The following is a 20,514-nucleotide window of genomic DNA, read 5'->3' on the forward strand; positions in this document are numbered from 1 at the left end:
ATGGGACAGCGGGTGCTGACCGTAACGCTCAATCCCTCTTTAGACTGTACCGTTACGGTGAACGCGCTGCAGGTGGCGGCGCTGAATCGTGTGGTGCGGGCGGAAACCGACCCCGGCGGAAAGGGCATCAATGTGGCACGGGTGCTGCGGCACTTTGGCGCGGATGTGCTTGCCACAGGCTTTGTTGCCGGAGATACCGGGCGGCAGTTGCTTCACTTTTTAGAGCGCGCGCAAATTGCACAGGACTTTCTGGAAATCGACGGCGAGACCCGCACCAACTGGAAGGTTTTTGACGAAAAAGTCCGTAAAACAACAGAGCTGAACGCGCGTGGATGTCCGGTGCCGCAGACGTCGCTCGCGGCGTTCCGGGAGAAATTCGCGCAGCAGTGCCGGCAGGCAAAGGTTGCTGTATTCAGCGGCAGCCTGCCGCCGGAAGTTCCGGCAGACATTTATGCCAAACTGATTGACCTTGCGAAGGAAGCAGGTGTCAAAACCATTTTGGATGCAGACGGCGAAGCTTTGCGCGAGGGGCTGAAAAGCGTGCCGTATGCCGTCAAGCCCAACATCCACGAGCTGGAGGCGCTGTGGGGAAAGCAGCTGCCGACGCCGGGCGATGTGCTGGCGGCGGCACGCAGGCTGCTGCAGACCGGCATATCTCTGGTGATTGTTTCCATGGGTGCGGATGGTGCGGTGGTTGCCGACGCGAGGCAGGCGTTCCGGGTGCTTTCGTGGGACATTCCCGTAAAAAGCGCAACGGGTGCCGGAGACTCCATGGTGGGGGCACTGGCGTATGCGCTGCTGCAGGGAGAGTCACTGGAGCAGATTGCGCGGTTGACCACGGCGGCAGGAACGCGCACGGCGGCCCGTCCCGGCACCCAGCTGTGCGAACGTGCTGAGGTCTTTTCTTCCCTGCAGCTTGTGACCGTAGAACCAATGGAGAATATTTAACAAATAGGAAACCGTGGGGGTTTCCAAACAGATTGCCCGATTTGGGGCGGAAAGTGTGCAGAAATATGTTACAGAAAACTTGGACCATCCCCTGCAAACAGGGATTTCATCTTCGTCCGGCGCAGCTCCTGACGGAAACTGCGGGACAGTTTCAGGCAGCGGTTACGCTGCACAAAGCAGAAGAACCGGCCACAACAGCCGTGGATGCCAAAAGCATTTTGGGCTTAATGGGTCTGGGGCTTGCCTATGGGCAGTCGGTGACGGTGATAACAGATGGCAGCGATGAGGCTGCTGCCATGCAGGCAGTGCAAAAGCTGTTTGATACGCGGTTCGGCGAGGAATAAGGCGGAACCGGAAAGGGGGTCTGTCAGAATGGAAACTGTAGTTTGCACGGGAATCGGCGTATCAGACGGCGTGCGCATGGCGAAGGCACGGGTGTATCATCAACCGGCAGTGCGGCAGGCTGCCGCCGAAACCATTGCGCCGGAGCAGGCTGACACCGAGCAGGCGCGGCTGCGGGTCGCCGCCGAAAAGGCAGGGCAGGTGGTGGAACAGCTGCTCCAAAAATCACAGTCCGTTTTGCAAGAAGAGCAGATTGGCATCTTGAAAGGGCAGAAGTCCATGCTGACAGATCCGGCATTCGTACCGGAGATGCAGCGCAGAATCCAGAAGCAGAATCTTTCTGCCGAGGCGGCGGTTCGTGCGGTGACAGAACAATTTGCCGAACTGTTCCGCAAAATGCCGGACCCGTATATGCAGGAGCGCGCCGCGGATGTGCAGGATGCCGGCAGTCGCCTGCTGCGGATTTTATCCGGCGAGGACTGCACCGCACTTTCTGAGATTCAGGAAGAAAGCATTTTGCTGGCGCAGGATCTTTCCGCTTCAGACACCGTGCAGCTTGACCGCCGGTATGTGCTGGCGTTTGCAATGGAGCAGGGCGGTGCAACCTCACACACTTCGATTTTTGCGCGATCCATGGGGATTCCGGCGGTTGTTGGAATTTCGGGGCTGCTGCAGCAGGCGCATGACGGCGATTGGGTGATTGTAGATGGCGCGGCGGGAAAATGTATTCTGCGGCCGGACGAAAAAATGATTGCAGAGTACCGCAAAAAGATGCAGGAAGAAGCGCAGCGCCGCGAGCTGCTGACCACTTACGCCGGAAAACCGGCGGCGTTGGCAAATGGTCGGCGCATGATTGCCGCCGCCAATATCGGTTCGGACACAGATGCGGCGTTTGCCCTGCAACAGGGGGCGGAAGCTTCCGGTCTGCTGCGTACAGAGCAGCTGTTCCTTTCCCGCGGCACTGCGCCGACGGAAGAGGAACAGTTTACCATTTACCGCCGTGCGGCGGAGGCGTTTTCCAAAGTGTCTCCGGGCAGCGTGGTGATTCGCACGCTGGATATCGGCGGTGACAAGGCGGTGCCGTACCTTTCCATTCCCAAGGAACAGAATCCATTTTTGGGGTACCGCGCCATTCGGCTCTGCTTGGAACAGAAGGAACTGTTTTTGACGCAGCTGCGCGCGATACTGCGCGCCAGCGCATTTGGAAAGGTACAGGTCATGTTCCCCATGATTTCCGGCGTAGGAGAGTTGCTCGCCGCCAAGGCTATGCTGCAGGAAGCGAAGGCGCAGCTGCACGACCGCGGCGAAGCATATGACCAACAGATTTCGGTTGGCGTGATGATTGAGATTCCATCGGCAGCGCTGACAGCGCCTGCTTTGGCGAAGGAAGTGGACTTTTTCAGCATCGGTACCAACGATTTGGTGCAGTACACCCTTGCGGTGGATCGCGGCAATGAAAAAGTCGCATCCCTGTATGATTATTTTCATCCTGCCGTGCTGCAGCTGATTCATCTGACGCTGCAGGCGGCGCAGACCCGGCGCATTCCGGTCGGGATGTGCGGAAATATGGCAGGCGACCCGCTGGCGGTGCCGCTGCTTGCCGGGATGGGTCTGCAGGAATTGAGCATGGCGGCGGGTTCCATTCCACAGGTGAAGTACGTGCTCAGCTGCGTAACCGCGCAGGAATGCCATGCCTTGGCAGAAGCGGCGCTTCGCTGCGACTCGCCGCAGGAAGTGCGCAAGAAACTGCGCGACTTTGCACATACACATCGAATCCAGCTTCCGCAGTGATGCGGAGTGGAAAATAGATCGTATTGAAAAGGGAAATGAAAGGGAGTGTTCCGGTTGAAAATTGATGAGTTGCTGCAGAGCGAGGGCATCGCGCTGCAGGAAGCCGCTTCTTCCAAAGAGGAAGCAATCGACAAGCTGATTCAGCTGCTGGATCAGGAAGGTTGCATTTCAGACAAAGCCGCTTTTAAAGCGGGCATTCTGGAGCGGGAACAGAAAAGTTCCACAGCGGTGGGCGGTGGAATCGCCATTCCGCACGCGAAGGTCGCCGCGGTGAAAAAGGCGGGCATTGCCGCCATGACCGTACCGGCTGGCGTGGAGTATGGTGCGGCAGACCACAAACCCTCCGACCTGCTGTTCATGATTGCCGCACCGGCTTCGGGCAGCGACCTGCACCTGCAGGCTCTGCAGCGCCTGGCGGTGCTGCTGATGGTGCCTGGCTTTAAGGAACAGCTAATGCAGGCAAAGGACAAGGAAGCGTTTCGCAAACTGATTGCACAGAAAGAGGCGGAAAAGTTCCCGGAGCAGGCAGCGGAAAAAGCGGCTGTGGCAGCGCAGCCCTCTGCGGCAGAGAAAACTGCCTATCAGGTTCTGGCGGTCACTGCGTGCCCGACCGGCATTGCACATACCTTTATGGCGGCAGAAAACCTGATACAGAAAGCGAAAAAAATGGGCGTTTCGCTGAAGGCGGAAACTGACGGCGCAGACGGTGTGCAGCACGCGCTGACACCCGAAGAAATCGCCGCGTGCAAAGGCATTATTGTCGCGGCAGACAAAGATGTGGAAATGAGCCGCTTTGACGGCAAGCCGGTGCTGCTTGCTAGCGTCAGCGCGGGTATCAATAAGGGCGAGTCGCTGATTCAAACCGTTCTGGACGGCAAAGCACCGGTTTATCATCACACTGGTGCCAAGGCGGCTGCCTCTGTTGGGGAAGAAAGCACCGGACATAAGATTTACAAGCAGCTGATGAATGGCGTTTCCCATATGCTTCCGTTCGTAACAGGCGGCGGCATTCTGATTGCGCTGGCGTTCCTGATTGATTCAGCCAACGGCATTACCGGCGGCCCCAATTTCGGTACCACCACCGCAGCGGCAAAGTTTTTAAAGACCATCGGTGGCTTTGCATTTAACATGATGCTGCCGATTTTAGCCGGTTTTATCGCTATGGCGATTGCGGACCGTCCCGGTCTTGCCATCGGCATGGTGGGTGGCATTATCGCCATGAACGGTAGTACGTTTGCAGACCCGGCGGGCGGAAAAATCAGCGCGGGTTTTCTGGGCGCGCTGCTTGCGGGCTTCATTGCGGGGTATCTGGTCAAGTTCATGAAAAAACTGTTCAGCGGCCTGCCGAAATCTTTGGACGGTATTAAACCGGTGCTGCTGTATCCGCTGCTGGGCATCTTTATGATTGGCATTGTCATGGCAGTGGTGAATCCGCTGATGATTCTCATTAACCAGGGAATCACTGCGGCACTCACCAGCCTGCACGGCAGCGCGGCGGCGCTTCTGGGTATGGTGGTCAGCGGCATGATGGCGATTGATATGGGCGGCCCAATCAACAAGGCATCCTATCTGTTTGCTACAGCGCAGCTTGCCTCCCCCGGTGCGGATGGCATGGGCTTCCGTATCATGGCTTCCTGCATGATTGGCGGCATGGTGCCGCCGCTGGCGATTGCCTTGTGCACCTCGCTGTTTAAAAACCGCTTTACGCCGAAAGAGCGCCAGTCCGGCATTGTCAACTATGTACTGGGTCTTTCCTTCATCACCGAGGGCGCGATTCCTTACGCGGCGTCTGACCCGCTGCACGTGCTGCCCTCCATGGCGGCCGGCTCTGCAGTCAGCGGCGCGCTTTCCATGCTGTTTGGGTGCCAGCTGCGTGCACCGCACGGTGGAATTTTCGTTCTGCCGACCATCAGCAATCCGTTTGGTTACTTTGTGGCGTTGGCAATCGGCACAGTGGTTGGCTGCCTGCTGCTGGCGGTGCTCAAAAAGCCCTTGCCGCAGGAGGTCTGGAATGCAAAACCGGATGAGGACAGCGGTGATTTGTTCTGACCTCGCTTACAACAGGAGCGTTTGCTCTGTTTGAATAACCCCACGAAAATGTGTGCCGCAGCGGCTGAAAACCGTGTGCGGTACGCATTTTTTCTGTGTTTGCGGCGGAAATCCAATCATTTTTAGTAGCGCCGCGCAGTTCTTTATGGTAAAATAAAACGGCAGAAACAAACGGAAAGCGGGCGAAGAAGGCGTGCAGGTTCTGGTTATTGACGGGCAGGGCGGCGGTATCGGCCGCGAACTAGTGGCGGCGCTCAAGGGCAGACTGCCGCAGGCGCAGGTGACGGCGGTCGGCACCAACAGCGCGGCAACCGCCGCCATGCTGAAAGCAGGCGCGGACAATGCCGCCACCGGCGAAAATGCGGTTTTTGTCAACAGCCGCACGGCAGATGTCATTGTTGGGCCGCTCAGCATCGTGGTTGCGGACTCTATGCTGGGCGAAGTGACCGCCGCCATGGCGGCCGCCGTGGGGCGCAGTCCCGCAAAGCGTGTGCTGATTCCGGTCAGCCGGTGCAATAATTACGTTGCCGGTGACCGGGGACGACCGCTGAGCGAGTATGTGCAGGACGCAGTTGCGCTGATTGAAGCAGGCTGACCGCTTGCGCCGTACCGGGAAGGTGCGGCGTGCCGCAGAAGCGGCTTTTGGCGGTTAGCTGATGGGAAAGAGCATAATCCATTGCCACGAAGGAACGGCTCTCCAGAAGGAGGGCCTGCCTTTCGCGGCATTTTTTATTGGCAGACAGCGCCGAAACAGTCTTTTGACAGGGAGGAGGGCACTTGGTGGAAAATCTTCTGCTGGGGCAGTATGTACCCAGCGATTCGTTTGTGCACCGAATGGACGCACGCGCAAAATTGCTCGGCTTTCTGCTGCTTTTGGCGGTGGTTCTGCTAGCGGCAGACGGATTCGGGTATATTTGGGCGGCGGCTGTAACTGCGGCGGCAGTTCTGGCGGCGCGGCTGCCGGCAAAAAGCCTTGTGGTATCCTTCCGGGGGATGTGGCCGTTTTTTCTGGTGATTTTCAGCATGAACGCACTGTTTTCCAAAAGCGGAGAAGCTTTCTGGTCCTGGTGGATTTTTCGATTGAGCGTGGCGGGAATCCTGCAGGGCATACGGGCTGCTGCCAATATGGCGTTCCTGCTGGCGCTCAGTGCGGTGCTGCTTTATACAACACCGCCGGTACAGGTTACCGAGGCACTGGAAAGCTTTTTGAAACCGCTGAAACTGCTGCGTGTGCCAGTGGAGGAAATAGCCATGATTCTGGGCATTTCGTTTCGCTTTCTGCCGGATTTGCTTACGGAAACGGAAAAAATCCGCCGGGCACAGCTTGCGCGCGGCGCACGGTTTTCCGGGCGTGGTGTTTGGGGCAAAGCCACCGGCGTTTTGCCGCTGGTTGTGCCGGTGTTTCTGTCGGCATTTCGGCGGGCTGACGCACTTTCAACCGCCATGGAGGCGCGTGCTTACCGCGGCGCCGCCGGTCGGACACACCGTACCCTTTCCCAGCTGCGGGCGATGGACGGCGCGGCGCTGGGTTTCTGTTTGTCTGTCCTTGCAGTGCAGATTTTTGCAGGGTATTTTATCAAATAAAGAGAGGGTTTTTATGAAACAACTGTCATCGGTTAAAAAATCAATTTTGACGGCGCTTTGCATTGCGCTGTGCGTCGTTCTGCCACTGGCGTTTCACGCTGTGCCGGACGGCGGTACCATTTACAGCCCCATGCACCTGCCGGTGCTGCTGTGCGGGTTGGTCTGCGGCTGGCCGTTTGGCTTGTTGTGCGGGGTTGCGGGGCCGCTGCTCTCCAGCCTGCTGACGCAGATGCCGCCGGCAGCATATTTGCCGGCAATGCTGGTAGAGCTGGCCGCTTATGGCGTTTTATCCGGTTTGCTGATGCAGTGGGTGCACACCGGAAAACGGACAGCGGATTTATACATCAGCCTGCTGGGGGCGATGGTGGGCGGCCGCCTGCTTGCCGGTGCGGCGAAGGCACTGTTTTTCGCGGCGGGCAGCTACTCCCTGTCCGCGTGGGCAGCCGCCTACTTTGTGGTCAGTCTGCCGGGCATGATTCTGCAGCTGATTCTGCTGCCGGTGCTGTACACGGCACTGGAAAAGTCCGCATTGATTCCGCCGCGCTACGCAAAGCGGCAGAACATCGGTAAAGCCTGAGCAGTGCAAAGCGTGCGGCAGAATGGAGGAAAGCGAACATGGAGTTTGCACAGTGCCTGCTGCGGCAGGCGGAAAAGCATCCGTCCCTGCAGGCGCAGGATGTCTTAAAACTGTGTTACCAGGCGGCGTTCGGTGCAGCGCATCTGCGGCAGCAACTGCCGCAGGGCGAAAAGTGGTTTTACGAAGAATTTGCGGCGACGCCGGCGGATGCACAGGCGCTGTCGGAGCCGATTTCACCGGCACTGTGCCGTGTGAACCTTTCCGCCTGGAAGCGGTGCAAACTGCCGCCGGCGTGGCTGTTTCGCCTGTGCGGCTTGACAGAGGAGGCGGATGGGGGTGCGCGGGCACGGTTCTTACTGTACTGCGGGCAGGTGCGGGAACTTGCACAGGCGGGCAAATTGCCGGTGACCGAAGCGGCCTGGGAAGCACAGCTGCGGCAGTTTGACGGCACGGGGCGCGGGCCAGTTCACCACAGCGAACCGTATCGGCAGGCAGAAGCACCGGCTTACCGGCTGGCGCCCGCATGGGCGGTCCGGCTGTTTCCACTGCTGCAGCGGCTGGCGGCTTTGCCGGAAAAGCCGGTTTCGGTTTTGGCGATGGACGGCCGCACGGCCTCCGGAAAAAGCACGATGGCGGCGCAGCTTGCAGTGGTGCTGCAGGCCGGCGTGGCGCACATGGATGATTTCTTTTTGCCACAAAGCCTGCGTACAACTGCACGTTTGTCGGTACCCGGCGGGAATGTGCACTACGAACGTTTTATACAGGAAATCTTGCCGTACCTGCGCGATGCGAATGCGTTTTCTTACCGAAAGTTTGACTGCGGCAGCATGGACTTTGCCGGGCAGCGGGAGGTGCCGGTCGGCAGATGGCGTATTGTGGAGGGCTCGTACAGTATGCACCCCAAGTTTGGACGTTACTGGGACACCGCTGTCTTTTCCACCGTGAATCCACAGGAGCAATTGGAGCGCATTTGCAGGCGAAACGGCGCACAAGCCGCCGCGCTTTTTGAAACGCACTGGATTCCGCTGGAGGAAGCGTACTTTGCCGACTGCCGGACAGCAGAGCGCGCAGATTTGACTCTTTAAAACAGGTAAGCGGAAAAATGATAGAAAGGGCGGAGCAGGCAAAATTCTAACAGGTACATTAGCACTCATGCTAGAAGAGTGCTAATGTTTACGAAATGTTCATGTAATTTCTGCTGTTTGTTAACAGTCGGTGGGTATGATAAGAATTGTCAAAGGGAAAGATCCCAAAGACAACATCAAAAAAATTCTTACACCGCCCTAAACGGGCAGGCAGAAAAAATGGAGGTTTTCATCATGTTTGACTTGATTCCTTTTGAGCATCGCAACGCTGGCCTGTTTGACTTTTTCAACCATTTCGATGATGATTTCTTCAATTCCGTCGAAAATAACTTCTCCCCCTGCCGCACGGATATTCGCGACGAGGGCAGCAAGTATGTTTTGGAGGCGGAGCTGCCGGGTTTCCAAAAAGAAGAAATTGCCATCAATGTGGAAAATGATTGCCTGACGCTGGCTGCACAGCACAAGGACGAAAATGAGCAGAAAGACAAGGCGGGCAATTACATTCGCCGCGAGCGCCGCATGAGCGGTATGAGCCGGTCGTTTGATGTCTCCGGTATTGACACGGCGAAAATTAGTGCAAGCTTTGAAAATGGCATTTTGACTATGGATCTGCCGAAGAAAGAGGAAGCAAAGCAGCTGCCAAAGCAGATTCCGATTCAATAAAAAACCGACCGCTGCAAGCTAGCGGACTTTAAAGGCGGCGCCGCCGCGGGGACAGAAATCCCTGCGGCGGCGCCGTCCTTTTTTCTGCGGAGGAGGATTCCTGTCTAACTTGCACCTCTTCTACAGCAAAAATTCCACATTGCCATGCATTTTCACAGAAACATCAAAAACTGTACGGTATAAAGATGGAATCTTGGCAGTATGCGCGCAGAGAAAGCAATGCTATGATAAATATGTACAAAAGATTAAGGAAATGTGGTTCAGGAGGGGTCATAATGGTCAAAGGGGCTGTTCCCGTAAAGAGTGGAGCAACAAAGAAGAAAAAGAGCGGCCGCCAAAGTAAGAGAATGTTCTTCTATGTGCTGCCTTTTTTGGTTCTGGTATTTCTGTTTTCGTATTTTCCACTGTACGGCTGGGTTTATGCCTTTTATGACTACAAACCGCCGTTGCCGCTTTCAGAGTGCGACTTTGTGGGAACCAAGTGGTTCACCATGCTGTTTGCCAATTCCACGCAGGTCAAACAGCTGCTTCAGGTCATGGAAAACACCTTTGCCATGAGTCTGCTGGGAATTGCCACTTCCATTCTGCCGCTGCTGTTTGCGGTGTTTCTTAATGAGATTAAGAACAAGCCGTTTCGCAATGTGGTGCAGACGCTGACAACACTGCCAAACTTCATCAGCTGGGTGCTGGTGTTTTCCGTTGCATTCAGCCTGTTTTCAAACACCGGCATGGTCAACACTGTCCTGCAGAATATGGGGATTCTCCACGACCCGGTTAAGTTTTTGGACAGTGACGCGCACACCTGGCTGTGGATGCTGTTCTGGAACACATGGAAGAGCTTGGGCTGGAACGCCATTCTGTACTTAGCCTCTATCAGCAGCATTGACCTGTCGCTGTATGAAGCCGCGCGGGTGGACGGCGCAAACCGGGCGCAGCTGATGCGGCACATCACCATTCCGGCACTGATGCCAACTTTCTTTGTCCTGCTGATGCTCTCCGTTGCGAATTTCCTCAACAACGGCATGGATCAGTACTTCGTTTTCCAGAACGCATTCAATAAAACGCACATCCAGGTTTTGGATCTTTATGTTTACAACATCGGTATGACCGGCAACAGCCTGTCGCTGGCAACGGCAATCAGCATGATGAAGAGTGTTGTCAGTGTGGTGCTGCTGGTGCTTGTAAACTACACCTCGAAAAAGACACGCGGCGAGTCAATTATCTGACTCGGAAAAAGGAGGAAAAACCTGTGGTATCTATTAAAAAAAAGAAGCAGCCCCTAACGAAGGGCGCGGTGATTTTTAATCTGTGCAACTACCTGTTCTTTGCCGTCATGGCGCTGATCTGCGCATATCCGTTTTACTATTTGATTATCAACACCATCAGCGCGAACGGCTTGAGCGCAAACGGCGCAATCAACTTTCTGCCGCAGCAAATTCATTTTCAAAACTATGTGCAGGTGCTGCAGCTGGAGGGGCTGCCGTTGGCGGCAACCGTGACCATCGCCCGTACCGTTATCGGCACGGTCTGCACCGTGATGGCGTCCGCGTTTCTGGGTTTTATGTTCACCCAGCGGCGGATGTGGGGGCGCAAATTCTGGTACCGGTTTTTGGTTATCACCATGTACTTTAACGCCGGCCTGATTCCGATGTTTATCACCATGAAAAATCTGCACCTGACCAATACCTTTTGGGTTTACATTCTGCCGGCAATTGTGCAGCCATTTAACATCATCCTGGTGAAAACCTATGTGGAGTCCATTCCAAGCGCCCTGCAGGAGGCCGCCGAAATCGACGGCGCGGGCATTTTGACGGTATTCTGGAAAGTTATTCTGCCAACCTGTACGCCGATTTTGGCAACGGTGGCGATTTTTGCGGCAGTCGGTCAGTGGAACTCCTTTCAGGATACTTTGATTTATGTGACGGACACCAAGCTGTACTCGCTGCAGTACCTGCTGTACCAGTACATCAATCAGGCGAATTCACTGGCGATGCTGGTGAAAAACAACGGCACCGCCGGCATGGATATGGCGGCGCTCGCCACCCAGCAGACGCCGACTTCTATCCGTATGACAGTGTCGGTCATTGTGGTGCTGCCGATTCTGTTTATTTACCCGATGTTCCAGCGGTATTTTGTCAAAGGCATTATGATTGGTTCGGTCAAAGGGTAAGAGTCAGCGGGTGCGTGCCCGCAAAACAGTTGTCTGAAGCAGGCAAAAAGAAGCCTGTTTTATAATAGGTATCAATGCATACAAATGGGAGGATTGCAACAATGAGAGTGACAAAAAGAGTAGCCGCTGCACTGCTCTGTGCAGCAATGTTGGTCAGCAGCACAGCCTGCAGCGGGGGGAGCGGCTCGTCGTCCGTTTCTGCCGGCAGCGCTGCGGGGAGCACCGCCGCTTCCGATACCGGCACGGGCAGTTCCAAGTACAAAAAGTTTATTACCGTGGATGTCTTTGACAGCCAGGCAAACTATCAGGGCAAGCAGTCCGGCTGGTTTGCAAAAATTGTAAAGGATAAGTTTAACATGGAGCTGAACATCATCGCGCCGAACGTGGCAGGCGGCGGCGACACCCTGTTTCAGACACGCTCCGCCGCAGGCGACTTGGGCGACTTAATCCTGACCGGTGCCAACAACGGACGGCTTTCGACGATGGTTAAGGCGGGTCTTCTGGCAGACATGACCGACTTGATGAAGAATGAAAAGAACATTTCTAATTACAGCAGCGCCATCACAGAAACCAACAAGCTGGCGTCAAAAACAGGAATGTGGGCAATCCCCAGCCAGATTTCCAGCCAGACTGCAGACACCCCTAGTGAAGGCTTGGACCCGACCTTCGGCCCGTATGTCCGCTGGGATGCTTACAAAAAAGCCGGTTATCCGGAAATGAAGAGCATGGATGACCTGCTCACAGTCTGGAAAAAGATGCAGGATGCTGTGCCGAAGAGCGACTCCGGCAAAAAGACCTACGCTGTCTCCCTCTTTAAAGACTGGGACGACAACATGATGAACAATGCCAAGCAGCCTACCTGCCTGTATGGCTACGATGAGATGGGCTTTGTGCTTGCCAAAGCAGACGGCAGCGATTACCAGAGCATCGTCGACAGCAATTCGATTTACAACAAGGTGCTCAAGCTGTTCTTTAAGGCGAACCAGATGGGTTTGGTAGACCCAGAGTCCACTTCACAGAACTACGATACGCTTAACAGTAAGTACAAGGACGGTCAGGTTCTGTACTCGCCGTGGCCGTGGCTGGGGCAGGCCGCTTACAACACAACCGAACATAAGCAGGCTGGCAAAGGCTTCATGCTGGCACCGATTGACGACATGAAAATTTTCTCCTACGGCTGTGTGCCGAACGGCAATCCCTCCAACTGCATTTCCATCGGCAGCAAGGCGGAGGATCCGCAGCGTCTGGCAGACTTTATCGACTGGCTCTACTCGCCGGAAGGCATTGAGGATACCATGGGCGCCGGCCCGAAGGGCTTGACCTGGGAAATGAAGGACGGAAAGCCGGCTTTGACGGAGTTCGGCAAGAAAGCGCAGCTTGGCGGCGACGCAACACTTCCGGCGTCGTATGGCGGCGGCAGCTGGAAAGACGGCGTTTCGCAGCTGAACTTTAACACCGTTACGCCGGTCGACATCGACCCCGAAACCAAGTCTACCTATTCTTACACCATGTGGGACAGCGTGCTGAGCGAAAACACAACGGCACTGGACACCGATTGGCAGAAAAAGATGGGCACAAAAACAACGATTGACTATCTCAAAAAACATGATATGCTGATGGTAGCGCCCGGCAGCGGTTACGCTGCGCCGGAGGTCAGTTCCGACATCGCAACGCTGCGCAATCAGTGCAAGCAGGTTATTGTTGCAGATTCCTGGAAAATGATTTTCGCAAAGGATGAAAATGAATTTAACAGTCTTCTGAAGGATATGCAGACCACAGTGAAGGGCTTGGGTTACGACCAGGTTTTGGCGGTGGATATGAAGGATGCAAAGGATCAGCAGACTGCCCGCGAAACGATCATGAAGACAAACGGAAGCAGCGCCAGCAGCAAATAAGCGCTGAAAACAGGAGGGCACTGGCTCAAGTCAGCGCCCTCTTTTTCTGGGTGTAATGAATTAGGAGGACTTTAAAATGTTACTGGAAAAAGGAAGCAGGCTGGTCATGATTGGAGATTCCGTGACAGACTGCGGCAGAAATTATCAGGCGGCGCCGGCTGCGTGGGACTCCTACGGCGATGGCTACGTCCGTTTGGTCAATGCTGTGCTGACCGGCTTGGCGCCGGAGCAGAAAATCATGGTGGTTAATAAAGGCGTCAACGGCGATACCATCCGCCACCTGAAAGCACGCTGGAAGCAGGATGTGACCGCCCTGCATCCGGATTATCTTTCCGTGATGATTGGCATTAACGACGTCTGGCGCCAGTTTGACGGGGAGCTGCAGCAGCTGGAAACGGTCAGTCCGGCGGAGTACGAGCAGACATACTGCGAATTGCTGGAACAGACCAAGCCACAGGTAAAGAATATTTTCATTTTTAGTCCGTTTTTTATGGAGCTGAACCGCAGCGATCCCATGCGCCGGCGGGTGGATGAGTACGCCGCCATTGCGCGCAGGATTGCGGAAAAGTTTGGGCTGCCGTACATCGACGTGCAGAAACGAATCGACCGATATCTGCAGTCGCTTTCCTATTTTTACATCAGCGCGGACCGTGTGCACCCCAACCTGCAGGGTCACATGATTTTGGCGAAAGCATTTTTGGACACTGTCGAATTTGACTGGAAAGAAAGGTGAGTAAAATGGGAACAGAGAGCACAATTCCCTTTGACGAGCAGGCATATTTGGCTGAGATTGACCGGGTGGTCGGGCAGGGGCCGTTTCATGACAACTGGGATTCGCTGGCCGCGTTTGAGCCGCCGCGCTGGTTTCGTGAAGCAAAATTCGGCATTTTCCTGCACTGGGGCATTTACAGTGTGCCGGCATTCAATAATGAGTGGTACTCGCGCAATATGTACATCCAGGGGAAGCCGGAGTACGAGCACCACCGGGAAACCTACGGCGCGCAGGAACAGTTCGGCTACAAAGACTTTATTCCGCAGTTTCGTGCGGAAAAGTTTGACGCGGCGCAGTGGGCGGCGCTGTTTCGGCAGGCCGGCGCCAAGTATGTGTTTCCAGTGGCAGAGCATCATGATGGTTTTCAGATGTATCGCAGTGCACTTTCACACTGGAATGCGTGGGAAATGGGGCCGCACCGCGACATCCTCGGTGAGCTGAAGCTTGCGCTGGAGGCGCAGGGGCTGACGTTTTGCACGTCGTCGCACCGCGCGGAGCATTGGTTCTTTATGAGTCACGGCAAAGAATTTCCGAGTGACATTCATGAGCCGCTGCACCGCGGGGATTTTTACTGGCCCGCCATGCCGGAACCGAATCCTGAAGACCTGCAGAGCAAGCCATACCCTACGGAAGCGTACCTGACCGATTGGCTGCTGCGCACCTGTGAGCTGATTGACCGCTATCGCCCTGCCGTGCTGTACTTTGACTGGTGGATTCAGCATGAAGCCTTTAAGCCCTACCTGCGGCGGCTGGCGGCGTATTACTACAACCGTGGCGCACAGTGGGGCAAACCGACCGCCATTTGCTACAAACATGATTCCATGATGTTTGGCAGCGGTGTGGTGGAGGTGGAGCGCGGCAAATTTGCACAGGCGCAGCCGTTCTTCTGGCAGTCTGATACCGCCATTGCAAACAATTCCTGGTGCTATACGGATTCCCTGGATTATAAAACACCGCGTCAGATTCTGCTGGAGCTGGTGGATATCGTCAGCAAAAACGGCAACTTGCTGCTGAATGTCGGGCCGAAGTCCGACGGCACCATTCCGGACACCGACCAGAAAATCCTGCGGGAAGTCGGCGGTTGGCTGCAGGTGAACGGCGAGGCGATTTATGGCAGCCGCCCGTGGCGCAAGTGCGGCGAGGGGCCGACCAAAGAGGCGCAGGGGCAGTTTACAGACAGTCAGGAGCCTGCATACACGCCGGCGGATATCCGCTTCACGGTACACGGCGGCAGCCTGTACTGCACAGTTCTGCGCTGGCCGGAAGACGGCTGTGTGACCGTGCGCTCCCTGAGACTGCCTGAAAACCAAAATATTCCGGAGTTCCACGGTCTGATTCAGAAGCTGTCGGTGCTGGGCTGCACGGAAAAGCCAAAGTGGACGCGCGATACCGCGGGGCTGCACCTGCAGGCGCCATTTATGAAAAGCGCATACCCGGTGGTCATCAAAGTGGAAATGCAGTAAATGAAAAAACCTGCTGCGGGAAGTATGGATTCCCGCAGCAGGTTTTTTATGCTTTCATAGAGAAGCTGTTTTACCAAATACCCAGAAAACGCTGCATCAGCAGGCTGACGCAACTGATGGCAACCCAACAGCAGAAGCCGAGGAAAATCGGCTTGGCACCTGTTTTAATCAATTTCACAATGTGTGTGTTTAAACCGATGGCGGCCATTGCCATCACAATGAAAAATTTGCTCAGCCATGTCAGCGGGCCTGTCACCGCAGCCGGAAAGGAGAAAACCGTGGTTGCGACCGAAGCAAGAACAAAGAACAGGACAAACCAAGGGAAAATTTTTCGCAGCTGCACTTTGCTTGCGCCGGATGCTTCTTCACAACGGCGCGTACGAATCAGGGAAAGCACCAGCGTGATGGGAATAATGGCCAGTGTCCGTGTCATTTTAACGATTGCCGCGCTGTTCAGCGTGTTGCTGCCGTGGATTCCGTCCCAAGCGGTTGCCGCTGCCGTGACAGAAGAGGTGTCGTTGACGGCAGTACCGGCAAACAGACCGAATCCGGTATTAGAAAGGCCGAGCGCGCCGCCGAGTGCCGGAAAAATTATGGCGGCAATGACGTTAAAAAGAAAGATTACAGAAATTGACTGCGCAATTTCTTCATCGTTTGCATCAATGACCGGTGCGGTTGCCGCAATGGCAGAACCGCCGCAAATGGAGGAACCGACGCCAACGAGAACAGCGCTGTTTTCTGGAATTTTCAGAATTTTATAAAGCAGATACGATGTCAGCAGAGAGGTGGAGATGGTTGCCGCAATAATGGGGAGGGACTGCTTTCCCTCTGCCAGCACATCTGCCAGATTCATACCGAACCCCAGCAGAACAACTGCAGTCTGGAGAATTTTCTTGGAGGTAAAGTTGATGCCAGGGTCAAGGGATGTCCGCTTTTTCAGCAGTAGTGCCAGCACCATGCCAATGAGAATGGCAAACACCGGACCGCCAATCACCGGGAAAAGCGTGCCCAGCAGCATGGCGGGTACGGCGATGGCAAAGCAGAGCAGCAGACCCTTTCCGTTTTGTTTCAAAAAGTTCATTGTATGTTTCCTTCCTTTCTACAGCAAGTATCATAACACGCTTCTTCGATAAAATAAAATTATAAATATTTATTTTATCATCAATTTGTTTTATAATAGAAAGCAGGAGGCGATGCTATGCTGGATTATCGGATGGAAACATTTTTTACAGTCTGCCAAACTATGAACTTTACACACGCGGCACAGCGGCTGCATCTTACGCAGCCGGCGGTATCCCACCAGATTCAGCAGCTGGAAGAGCTATATCAGGTTAAGCTGTTTGAAAATCACGGAAAGAAGCTGACCCTGACACCGGCCGGCCGCGCGCTGCAGTCCGCTGCGGTTACCATGCGGCACGATTCGCTGCTGCTTGCACAGCAACTGCGGCAGATTGACGGCGGGGCGCGGCAGATGATATTTGGCGCTACGCTTACGGCGGGACCTTATGCAATTCTGCCGCCGCTGCTGCGGTATCTGCAGGCGAACCCACAGCTGAATTTGAGACTGGTAATTGCGGATACGACCGACCTGCTGACACAAATTGAGCAGGGGAAAATTGACTTTGCCGTAGTCGAAGGTTTTTTTCCGAAAAAGGAGTATGAAGCGATTCCCTATGCGCGAGAAACGTTTGTCGCCGTCTGCGCGCAGGACTATGTTTTCCACCGGTCGGTGGAAACCGTGGAGGATTTGCTGGAAGAGCGACTGCTGGTGCGGGAAAAAGGCTCCGGCACACGTAGTATTTTGGAAACCTATCTGCACAGCCGCAACCTGATGCTGGAGGATTTTCCGCATTGGGCGGAGGTGAACAGTATTCTGATGCTGAAGCAGATGGCCTGTGCGGGCTGCGGTGTGACTTTTCTGTATGAAACCGCGGTACAGGAGGAACTGCAAAACGGCTTGCTGCGGCGCGTCCCGCTGCGGGATTTTTCGCTGGCACACGATTTTTCGTTTGTCTGGCGGCGCGGGAGCGTTTTTTCTGCGCACTATCGGCAGATTTTTGAGGACTTCTGTGCGCTGCGGTGAGCTGATGGGTTTTCCATGTGTGTCGGATAATCACAGCAGGATGCGCGCAGAATAGTGGTACGGCTTTCACAGCCAAAAGGAGAACAGCAGGGCAGCCGATGCCGCTGCGGAGTCTGTGAGGCTTTTCTTTATACAGAAATGTACCAGGGGGCAGCGCTTGACAAGTTTTGTGTTTTCCCGTATAATAGCTCTTGTCTTCTTAAAGGGAGTAGTTTGAAAATGCACTGCCAACACCTCGGCCTTACAGCCTGGCAGTGTGTGCCGAATTCGGTAACAAGACTTTTCGATGACTGTTCATCTTTGCGTGAACGGTTGGCGATAAGTCTTTTTTATTGCCTGCCGCACGCGCTAAAAAAAGGAGCGTATCAAATGGCAGACAATTTTTACAACCTTTCCGCAGCAGAAGCCCTGCAGAAAGAAAAGACCGGCGCACAGGGGCTGACCGCTGCACAGGCGGCGGAACGCCTCGCGCAGTTTGGCCCCAACAAGCTGGACGAGGGCAAGCGCAAAAGCACCTTTGTGGTGTTTTTGGAGCAGTTTAAAGACTTGCTGGTCGCCATCCTGGCGGTGGCGGCAATCATCTCTATGATTTCCGGTCAGGTGGAAAGCACCATCGTCATTTTTGCGGTGTTGATTCTCAATGCGATTTTGGGTACGGTGCAGTATGTGAAGGCGGAAAAGTCCCTTGCCAGCTTAAAGGCGATGTCCACCCCCACTGCCAAAGTCCTGCGGGGCGGCACCCGCATGGAGGTGCCCTCCGAGCAGGTGGTGCCCGGCGACATCGTGCTGTTGGAGGCGGGCGATTTGGTCGTGGCGGACGGCCGCGTGGCAGAGAATTTTTCGCTGAAAGTGAATGAAAGCTCGCTGACCGGCGAAAGCGTGGATGTGGAAAAGTCGGAAGAAACGCTTTTGCAGGAGAAGGTGGCGCTCGGTGACCGCAAAAACATGGTTTTTTCCGGCTCGCTGGTTACGTACGGACGCGCTTCCGTGGTGGTGACCGGCACCGGTATGCAGACGGAACTCGGTAAAATTGCCGCGTTGATGAACCAAACTGAGCAGCGGCGTACCCCCCTGCAGAAAAGTTTGGATGATTTCAGTAAGAAGCTTTCGATAGTCATTATGGCAATCAGCGCTGTGGTGTTCCTGCTTTCTGTATTCCGCACGCATATGCCCATTTTGGATTCGCTGATGTTCGCTGTAGCGCTGGCGGTTGCCGCCATTCCGGAGGCGCTTTCTTCCATTGTAACCATCGTGCAGGCGGTCGGCACCCAGAAGATGGCGAAGCAGCACGCCATTATTAAAGATTTAAAAGCGGTGGAAACACTCGGCTCCGTGTCGGTCATCTGCTCTGACAAAACCGGTACGCTCACGCAGAACCGGATGTGCGTACAGAAAATTTATGCTGACCATGCCATGCTGGACGGCAAAGATTTGGAACTGGCAAACGACCCGCAGCGATTGCTGCTGAAGACTGCCCTGCTGGCGAGTGACGCAACAGAAGATGAGGAAGCGGGCACGGCCATTGGCGACCCGACCGAAGTGGCACTGGTGCATTTGGGCAGCCTGTTCGGTGTGGAGGAAACCACTTACCGGAAGCAGCATCCCCGCCTGCGCGAGTTAACGTTTGACTCGAACCGCAAGCTGATGAGTACGCTGCACGAAATTGACGGCAAACCGACCCTGCTGACCAAGGGCGCGATTGACGTGCTGCTGCAGCGTTCTACCCATCTGTTTACCAGTGACGGCATTGTGCCGATGACAGACAGCGAGCGTGCCGAGATTGCGCGCGTGAATCAGGAGCTTTCCGAGCAGGGTCTGCGCGTGCTGGCGTTTGCCTGCCGCGAACTGCCGGAAGTGCGCGACCTGACATTTGAAGATGAAAATGCCTTTATCTTTATCGGGTTAATTTCCATGATTGACCCGCCGCGCGAGGAGTCTGTGCAGGCGGTTGCCGACGCCAAGCGCGCGGGAATCCGCACTGTGATGATTACCGGCGACCACAAGGTGACGGCGGCCGCGATTGCGAAGCAAATCGGCATTTTCGAGGATGGCGACCTGGCGGTCAACGGCACGGAGCTGGACGCTATGACTGACGAGGAACTGGACAAAAAGCTGCCGAATATTGCGGTGTACGCCCGCGTTTCTCCTGAACATAAAATCCGCATAGTCACGGCGTGGCAGCGGCGCGGATGTATCGTGTCCATGACCGGAGACGGTGTAAATGACGCGCCTGCGCTCAAGCAGGCGGACATCGGCGTGGCCATGGGCATTACCGGCACTGAGGTCAGCAAGGATGCCGCCTCGATGATTCTTTCGGACGACAATTTCGCGACCATTGTCAAAGCAGTTGTAAACGGCAGAAGTGTGTTTGCAAACATCAAAAATTCCATCCAGTTTTTGCTTTCGGGCAATATGTCCGCCATTCTGTGTGTGCTGTTTACGTCCCTGATGATGCTGCCGGTGCCGTTTGCGCCGGTGCACCTGCTCTTTATTAACCTGCTGACCGACAGCCTGCCCGCCATTGCCATTGGCATGGAACCGGCGCGGCGCGGCCTGCTGGACCAGAAACCGCGCAACCCGAAGGAGTCCATTTTAAACGGCAGCCTGCTGCGCAAAATCTTCGGGCAGGGTTTGCTGATTGCTGTCTTTGTGATGCTCGCGTTTTACAGCGGCTACTCCGCGGGCGGCGCGGCACTTGCCAGCACCATGGCATTTGCGACGCTGACGCTTGCGCGCTTGTTCCACGGCTTTAACTGTCGCGGCCGCGCGTCCATTTTCCGTTTGAAATTCACCTCAAACCCTTACTCGCTGCTGGCGTTCTTTGCCGGAGTGGCACTGCTGGCACTGGTGCTGTTCGTTCCGGCAATGGAGGGACTGTTCCTGGTGGCGCCGCTGACCGGCGAACACGCCATGCAGATTCTACTGCTTGCGTTTGCGCCGACCCTGCTGATTCAGGTCTTTAAGGGTATCCGCGACCGTGTGGAAAAAGCATAAAATATCGGAGATTTTTAGAATGAGAGCTGCCGCAGGTGTATTTTCCTGCGGCGGCTCTTTTCGGAATTTCGGAAGTATGGTATGCTTGTGGGAGAGAA

Annotated in this window: 17 protein-coding genes; 16 read left to right on the plus strand and 1 reads right to left on the minus strand. The window is 55.2% G+C overall.

Going from position 1 to position 20,514, the window contains the following annotated elements; translation table 11 throughout:
- The 14 genes from pfkB (at nt 1) to PXC00_RS02985 (ending at nt 15,339) form a co-directional block, all read left to right on the plus strand.
- Nucleotides 1–948: a 1-phosphofructokinase gene (gene pfkB / locus PXC00_RS02920; protein WP_275845993.1), complete on the plus strand. Its 948-nt coding sequence runs from the start codon at nt 1–3 to the stop codon at nt 946–948.
- A 65-nt stretch (nt 949–1,013) separates the two neighbouring features.
- Nucleotides 1,014–1,292 (plus strand): HPr family phosphocarrier protein, encoded by a 279-nt coding sequence (locus PXC00_RS02925; protein ID WP_275845994.1) that lies wholly within the window; start codon nt 1,014–1,016, stop codon nt 1,290–1,292.
- A 28-nt stretch (nt 1,293–1,320) separates the two neighbouring features.
- Nucleotides 1,321–3,081 (plus strand): phosphoenolpyruvate--protein phosphotransferase, encoded by a 1,761-nt coding sequence (gene ptsP / locus PXC00_RS02930; protein ID WP_275845995.1) that lies wholly within the window; start codon nt 1,321–1,323, stop codon nt 3,079–3,081.
- Nucleotides 3,082–3,135: 54 nt separating this feature from the next.
- Nucleotides 3,136–5,130: a PTS fructose transporter subunit IIABC gene (locus PXC00_RS02935; RefSeq protein WP_275845996.1), complete on the plus strand. Its 1,995-nt coding sequence runs from the start codon at nt 3,136–3,138 to the stop codon at nt 5,128–5,130.
- Between the two features lie 193 nt (nt 5,131–5,323).
- On the plus strand, nt 5,324–5,725 hold the full coding sequence (locus tag PXC00_RS02940; protein ID WP_275845997.1) for a DUF3842 family protein: 402 nt from the start codon (nt 5,324–5,326) through the stop codon (nt 5,723–5,725).
- Nucleotides 5,726–5,910: 185 nt separating this feature from the next.
- Nucleotides 5,911–6,714 (plus strand): energy-coupling factor transporter transmembrane component T family protein, encoded by an 804-nt coding sequence (locus tag PXC00_RS02945; RefSeq protein ID WP_275845998.1) that lies wholly within the window; start codon nt 5,911–5,913, stop codon nt 6,712–6,714.
- Nucleotides 6,715–6,727: 13 nt separating this feature from the next.
- Nucleotides 6,728–7,291: an ECF transporter S component gene (locus PXC00_RS02950; RefSeq protein WP_275845999.1), complete on the plus strand. Its 564-nt coding sequence runs from the start codon at nt 6,728–6,730 to the stop codon at nt 7,289–7,291.
- A 38-nt stretch (nt 7,292–7,329) separates the two neighbouring features.
- Nucleotides 7,330–8,376: a nucleoside/nucleotide kinase family protein gene (locus PXC00_RS02955; protein WP_275846000.1), complete on the plus strand. Its 1,047-nt coding sequence runs from the start codon at nt 7,330–7,332 to the stop codon at nt 8,374–8,376.
- A gap of 234 nt (nt 8,377–8,610) precedes the next feature.
- Complete coding sequence (locus tag PXC00_RS02960) at nt 8,611–9,039, plus strand: Hsp20/alpha crystallin family protein (RefSeq protein WP_275846001.1); 429 nt, start codon at nt 8,611–8,613, stop codon at nt 9,037–9,039.
- A gap of 275 nt (nt 9,040–9,314) precedes the next feature.
- On the plus strand, nt 9,315–10,265 hold the full coding sequence (locus PXC00_RS02965; protein ID WP_407654298.1) for an ABC transporter permease subunit: 951 nt from the start codon (nt 9,315–9,317) through the stop codon (nt 10,263–10,265).
- Nucleotides 10,266–10,288: 23 nt separating this feature from the next.
- Nucleotides 10,289–11,209, plus strand: a complete 921-nt coding sequence (locus tag PXC00_RS02970) for a carbohydrate ABC transporter permease (protein WP_275846002.1) — start codon at nt 10,289–10,291, stop codon at nt 11,207–11,209.
- 101 nt (nt 11,210–11,310) lie between these two features.
- The gene (locus PXC00_RS02975) at nt 11,311–13,104 is read left to right on the plus strand and encodes a type 2 periplasmic-binding domain-containing protein (RefSeq protein ID WP_275846003.1); all 1,794 of its coding nucleotides are present in this window, start codon (nt 11,311–11,313) and stop codon (nt 13,102–13,104) included.
- A 76-nt stretch (nt 13,105–13,180) separates the two neighbouring features.
- The gene (locus PXC00_RS02980; protein ID WP_275846004.1) at nt 13,181–13,837 is read left to right on the plus strand and encodes an SGNH/GDSL hydrolase family protein; all 657 of its coding nucleotides are present in this window, start codon (nt 13,181–13,183) and stop codon (nt 13,835–13,837) included.
- A 5-nt stretch (nt 13,838–13,842) separates the two neighbouring features.
- The gene (locus PXC00_RS02985; RefSeq protein WP_275846005.1) at nt 13,843–15,339 is read left to right on the plus strand and encodes an alpha-L-fucosidase; all 1,497 of its coding nucleotides are present in this window, start codon (nt 13,843–13,845) and stop codon (nt 15,337–15,339) included.
- A 70-nt stretch (nt 15,340–15,409) separates the two neighbouring features.
- Here the strand turns inward: PXC00_RS02985 and PXC00_RS02990 are convergent, their stop codons facing one another.
- Entirely contained in the window at nt 15,410–16,420 is a 1,011-nt protein-coding gene (locus tag PXC00_RS02990; protein WP_275846006.1) for a YeiH family protein, read from the minus strand.
- Nucleotides 16,421–16,537: 117 nt separating this feature from the next.
- Between PXC00_RS02990 and PXC00_RS02995 the strand changes: the two genes are divergently transcribed.
- Together PXC00_RS02995 and PXC00_RS03000 are read left to right on the plus strand one after the other, a co-directional pair.
- Nucleotides 16,538–17,422, plus strand: coding sequence for a LysR family transcriptional regulator (locus tag PXC00_RS02995; protein ID WP_275846007.1), 885 nt, complete (start codon nt 16,538–16,540; stop codon nt 17,420–17,422).
- Between the two features lie 369 nt (nt 17,423–17,791).
- Nucleotides 17,792–20,416 carry a cation-translocating P-type ATPase gene (locus tag PXC00_RS03000; protein WP_275846008.1) on the plus strand — a complete coding sequence of 875 codons (2,625 nt, stop codon included), beginning with the start codon at nt 17,792–17,794 and terminating at the stop codon, nt 20,414–20,416.
- Nucleotides 20,417–20,514 lie beyond the last annotated feature (98 nt).

Source organism: Caproicibacterium argilliputei (assembly GCF_029211325.2).
Lineage (GTDB): Bacteria > Bacillota > Clostridia > Oscillospirales > Acutalibacteraceae > Caproicibacterium > Caproicibacterium argilliputei.

Bases quoted from the DNA above. Each gene is read 5' to 3' on its own strand.
- pfkB (WP_275845993.1), top strand. From the start codon at position 1: ATGGGACAGCGGGTGCTGACCGTAACGCTCAATCCCTCTTTAGACTGT.
- PXC00_RS02925 (WP_275845994.1), top strand. From the start codon at position 1,014: ATGTTACAGAAAACTTGGACCATCCCCTGCAAACAGGGATTTCATCTT.
- ptsP (WP_275845995.1), top strand. From the start codon at position 1,321: ATGGAAACTGTAGTTTGCACGGGAATCGGCGTATCAGACGGCGTGCGC.
- PXC00_RS02950 (WP_275845999.1), top strand. From the start codon at position 6,728: ATGAAACAACTGTCATCGGTTAAAAAATCAATTTTGACGGCGCTTTGC.
- PXC00_RS02955 (WP_275846000.1), top strand. From the start codon at position 7,330: ATGGAGTTTGCACAGTGCCTGCTGCGGCAGGCGGAAAAGCATCCGTCC.
- PXC00_RS02960 (WP_275846001.1), top strand. From the start codon at position 8,611: ATGTTTGACTTGATTCCTTTTGAGCATCGCAACGCTGGCCTGTTTGAC.
- PXC00_RS02965 (WP_407654298.1), top strand. From the start codon at position 9,315: ATGGTCAAAGGGGCTGTTCCCGTAAAGAGTGGAGCAACAAAGAAGAAA.
- PXC00_RS02975 (WP_275846003.1), top strand. From the start codon at position 11,311: ATGAGAGTGACAAAAAGAGTAGCCGCTGCACTGCTCTGTGCAGCAATG.
- PXC00_RS02980 (WP_275846004.1), top strand. From the start codon at position 13,181: ATGTTACTGGAAAAAGGAAGCAGGCTGGTCATGATTGGAGATTCCGTG.
- PXC00_RS02985 (WP_275846005.1), top strand. From the start codon at position 13,843: ATGGGAACAGAGAGCACAATTCCCTTTGACGAGCAGGCATATTTGGCT.
- PXC00_RS02990 (WP_275846006.1), bottom strand. From the start codon at position 16,420: ATGAACTTTTTGAAACAAAACGGAAAGGGTCTGCTGCTCTGCTTTGCC.
- PXC00_RS02995 (WP_275846007.1), top strand. From the start codon at position 16,538: ATGCTGGATTATCGGATGGAAACATTTTTTACAGTCTGCCAAACTATG.
- PXC00_RS03000 (WP_275846008.1), top strand. From the start codon at position 17,792: ATGGCAGACAATTTTTACAACCTTTCCGCAGCAGAAGCCCTGCAGAAA.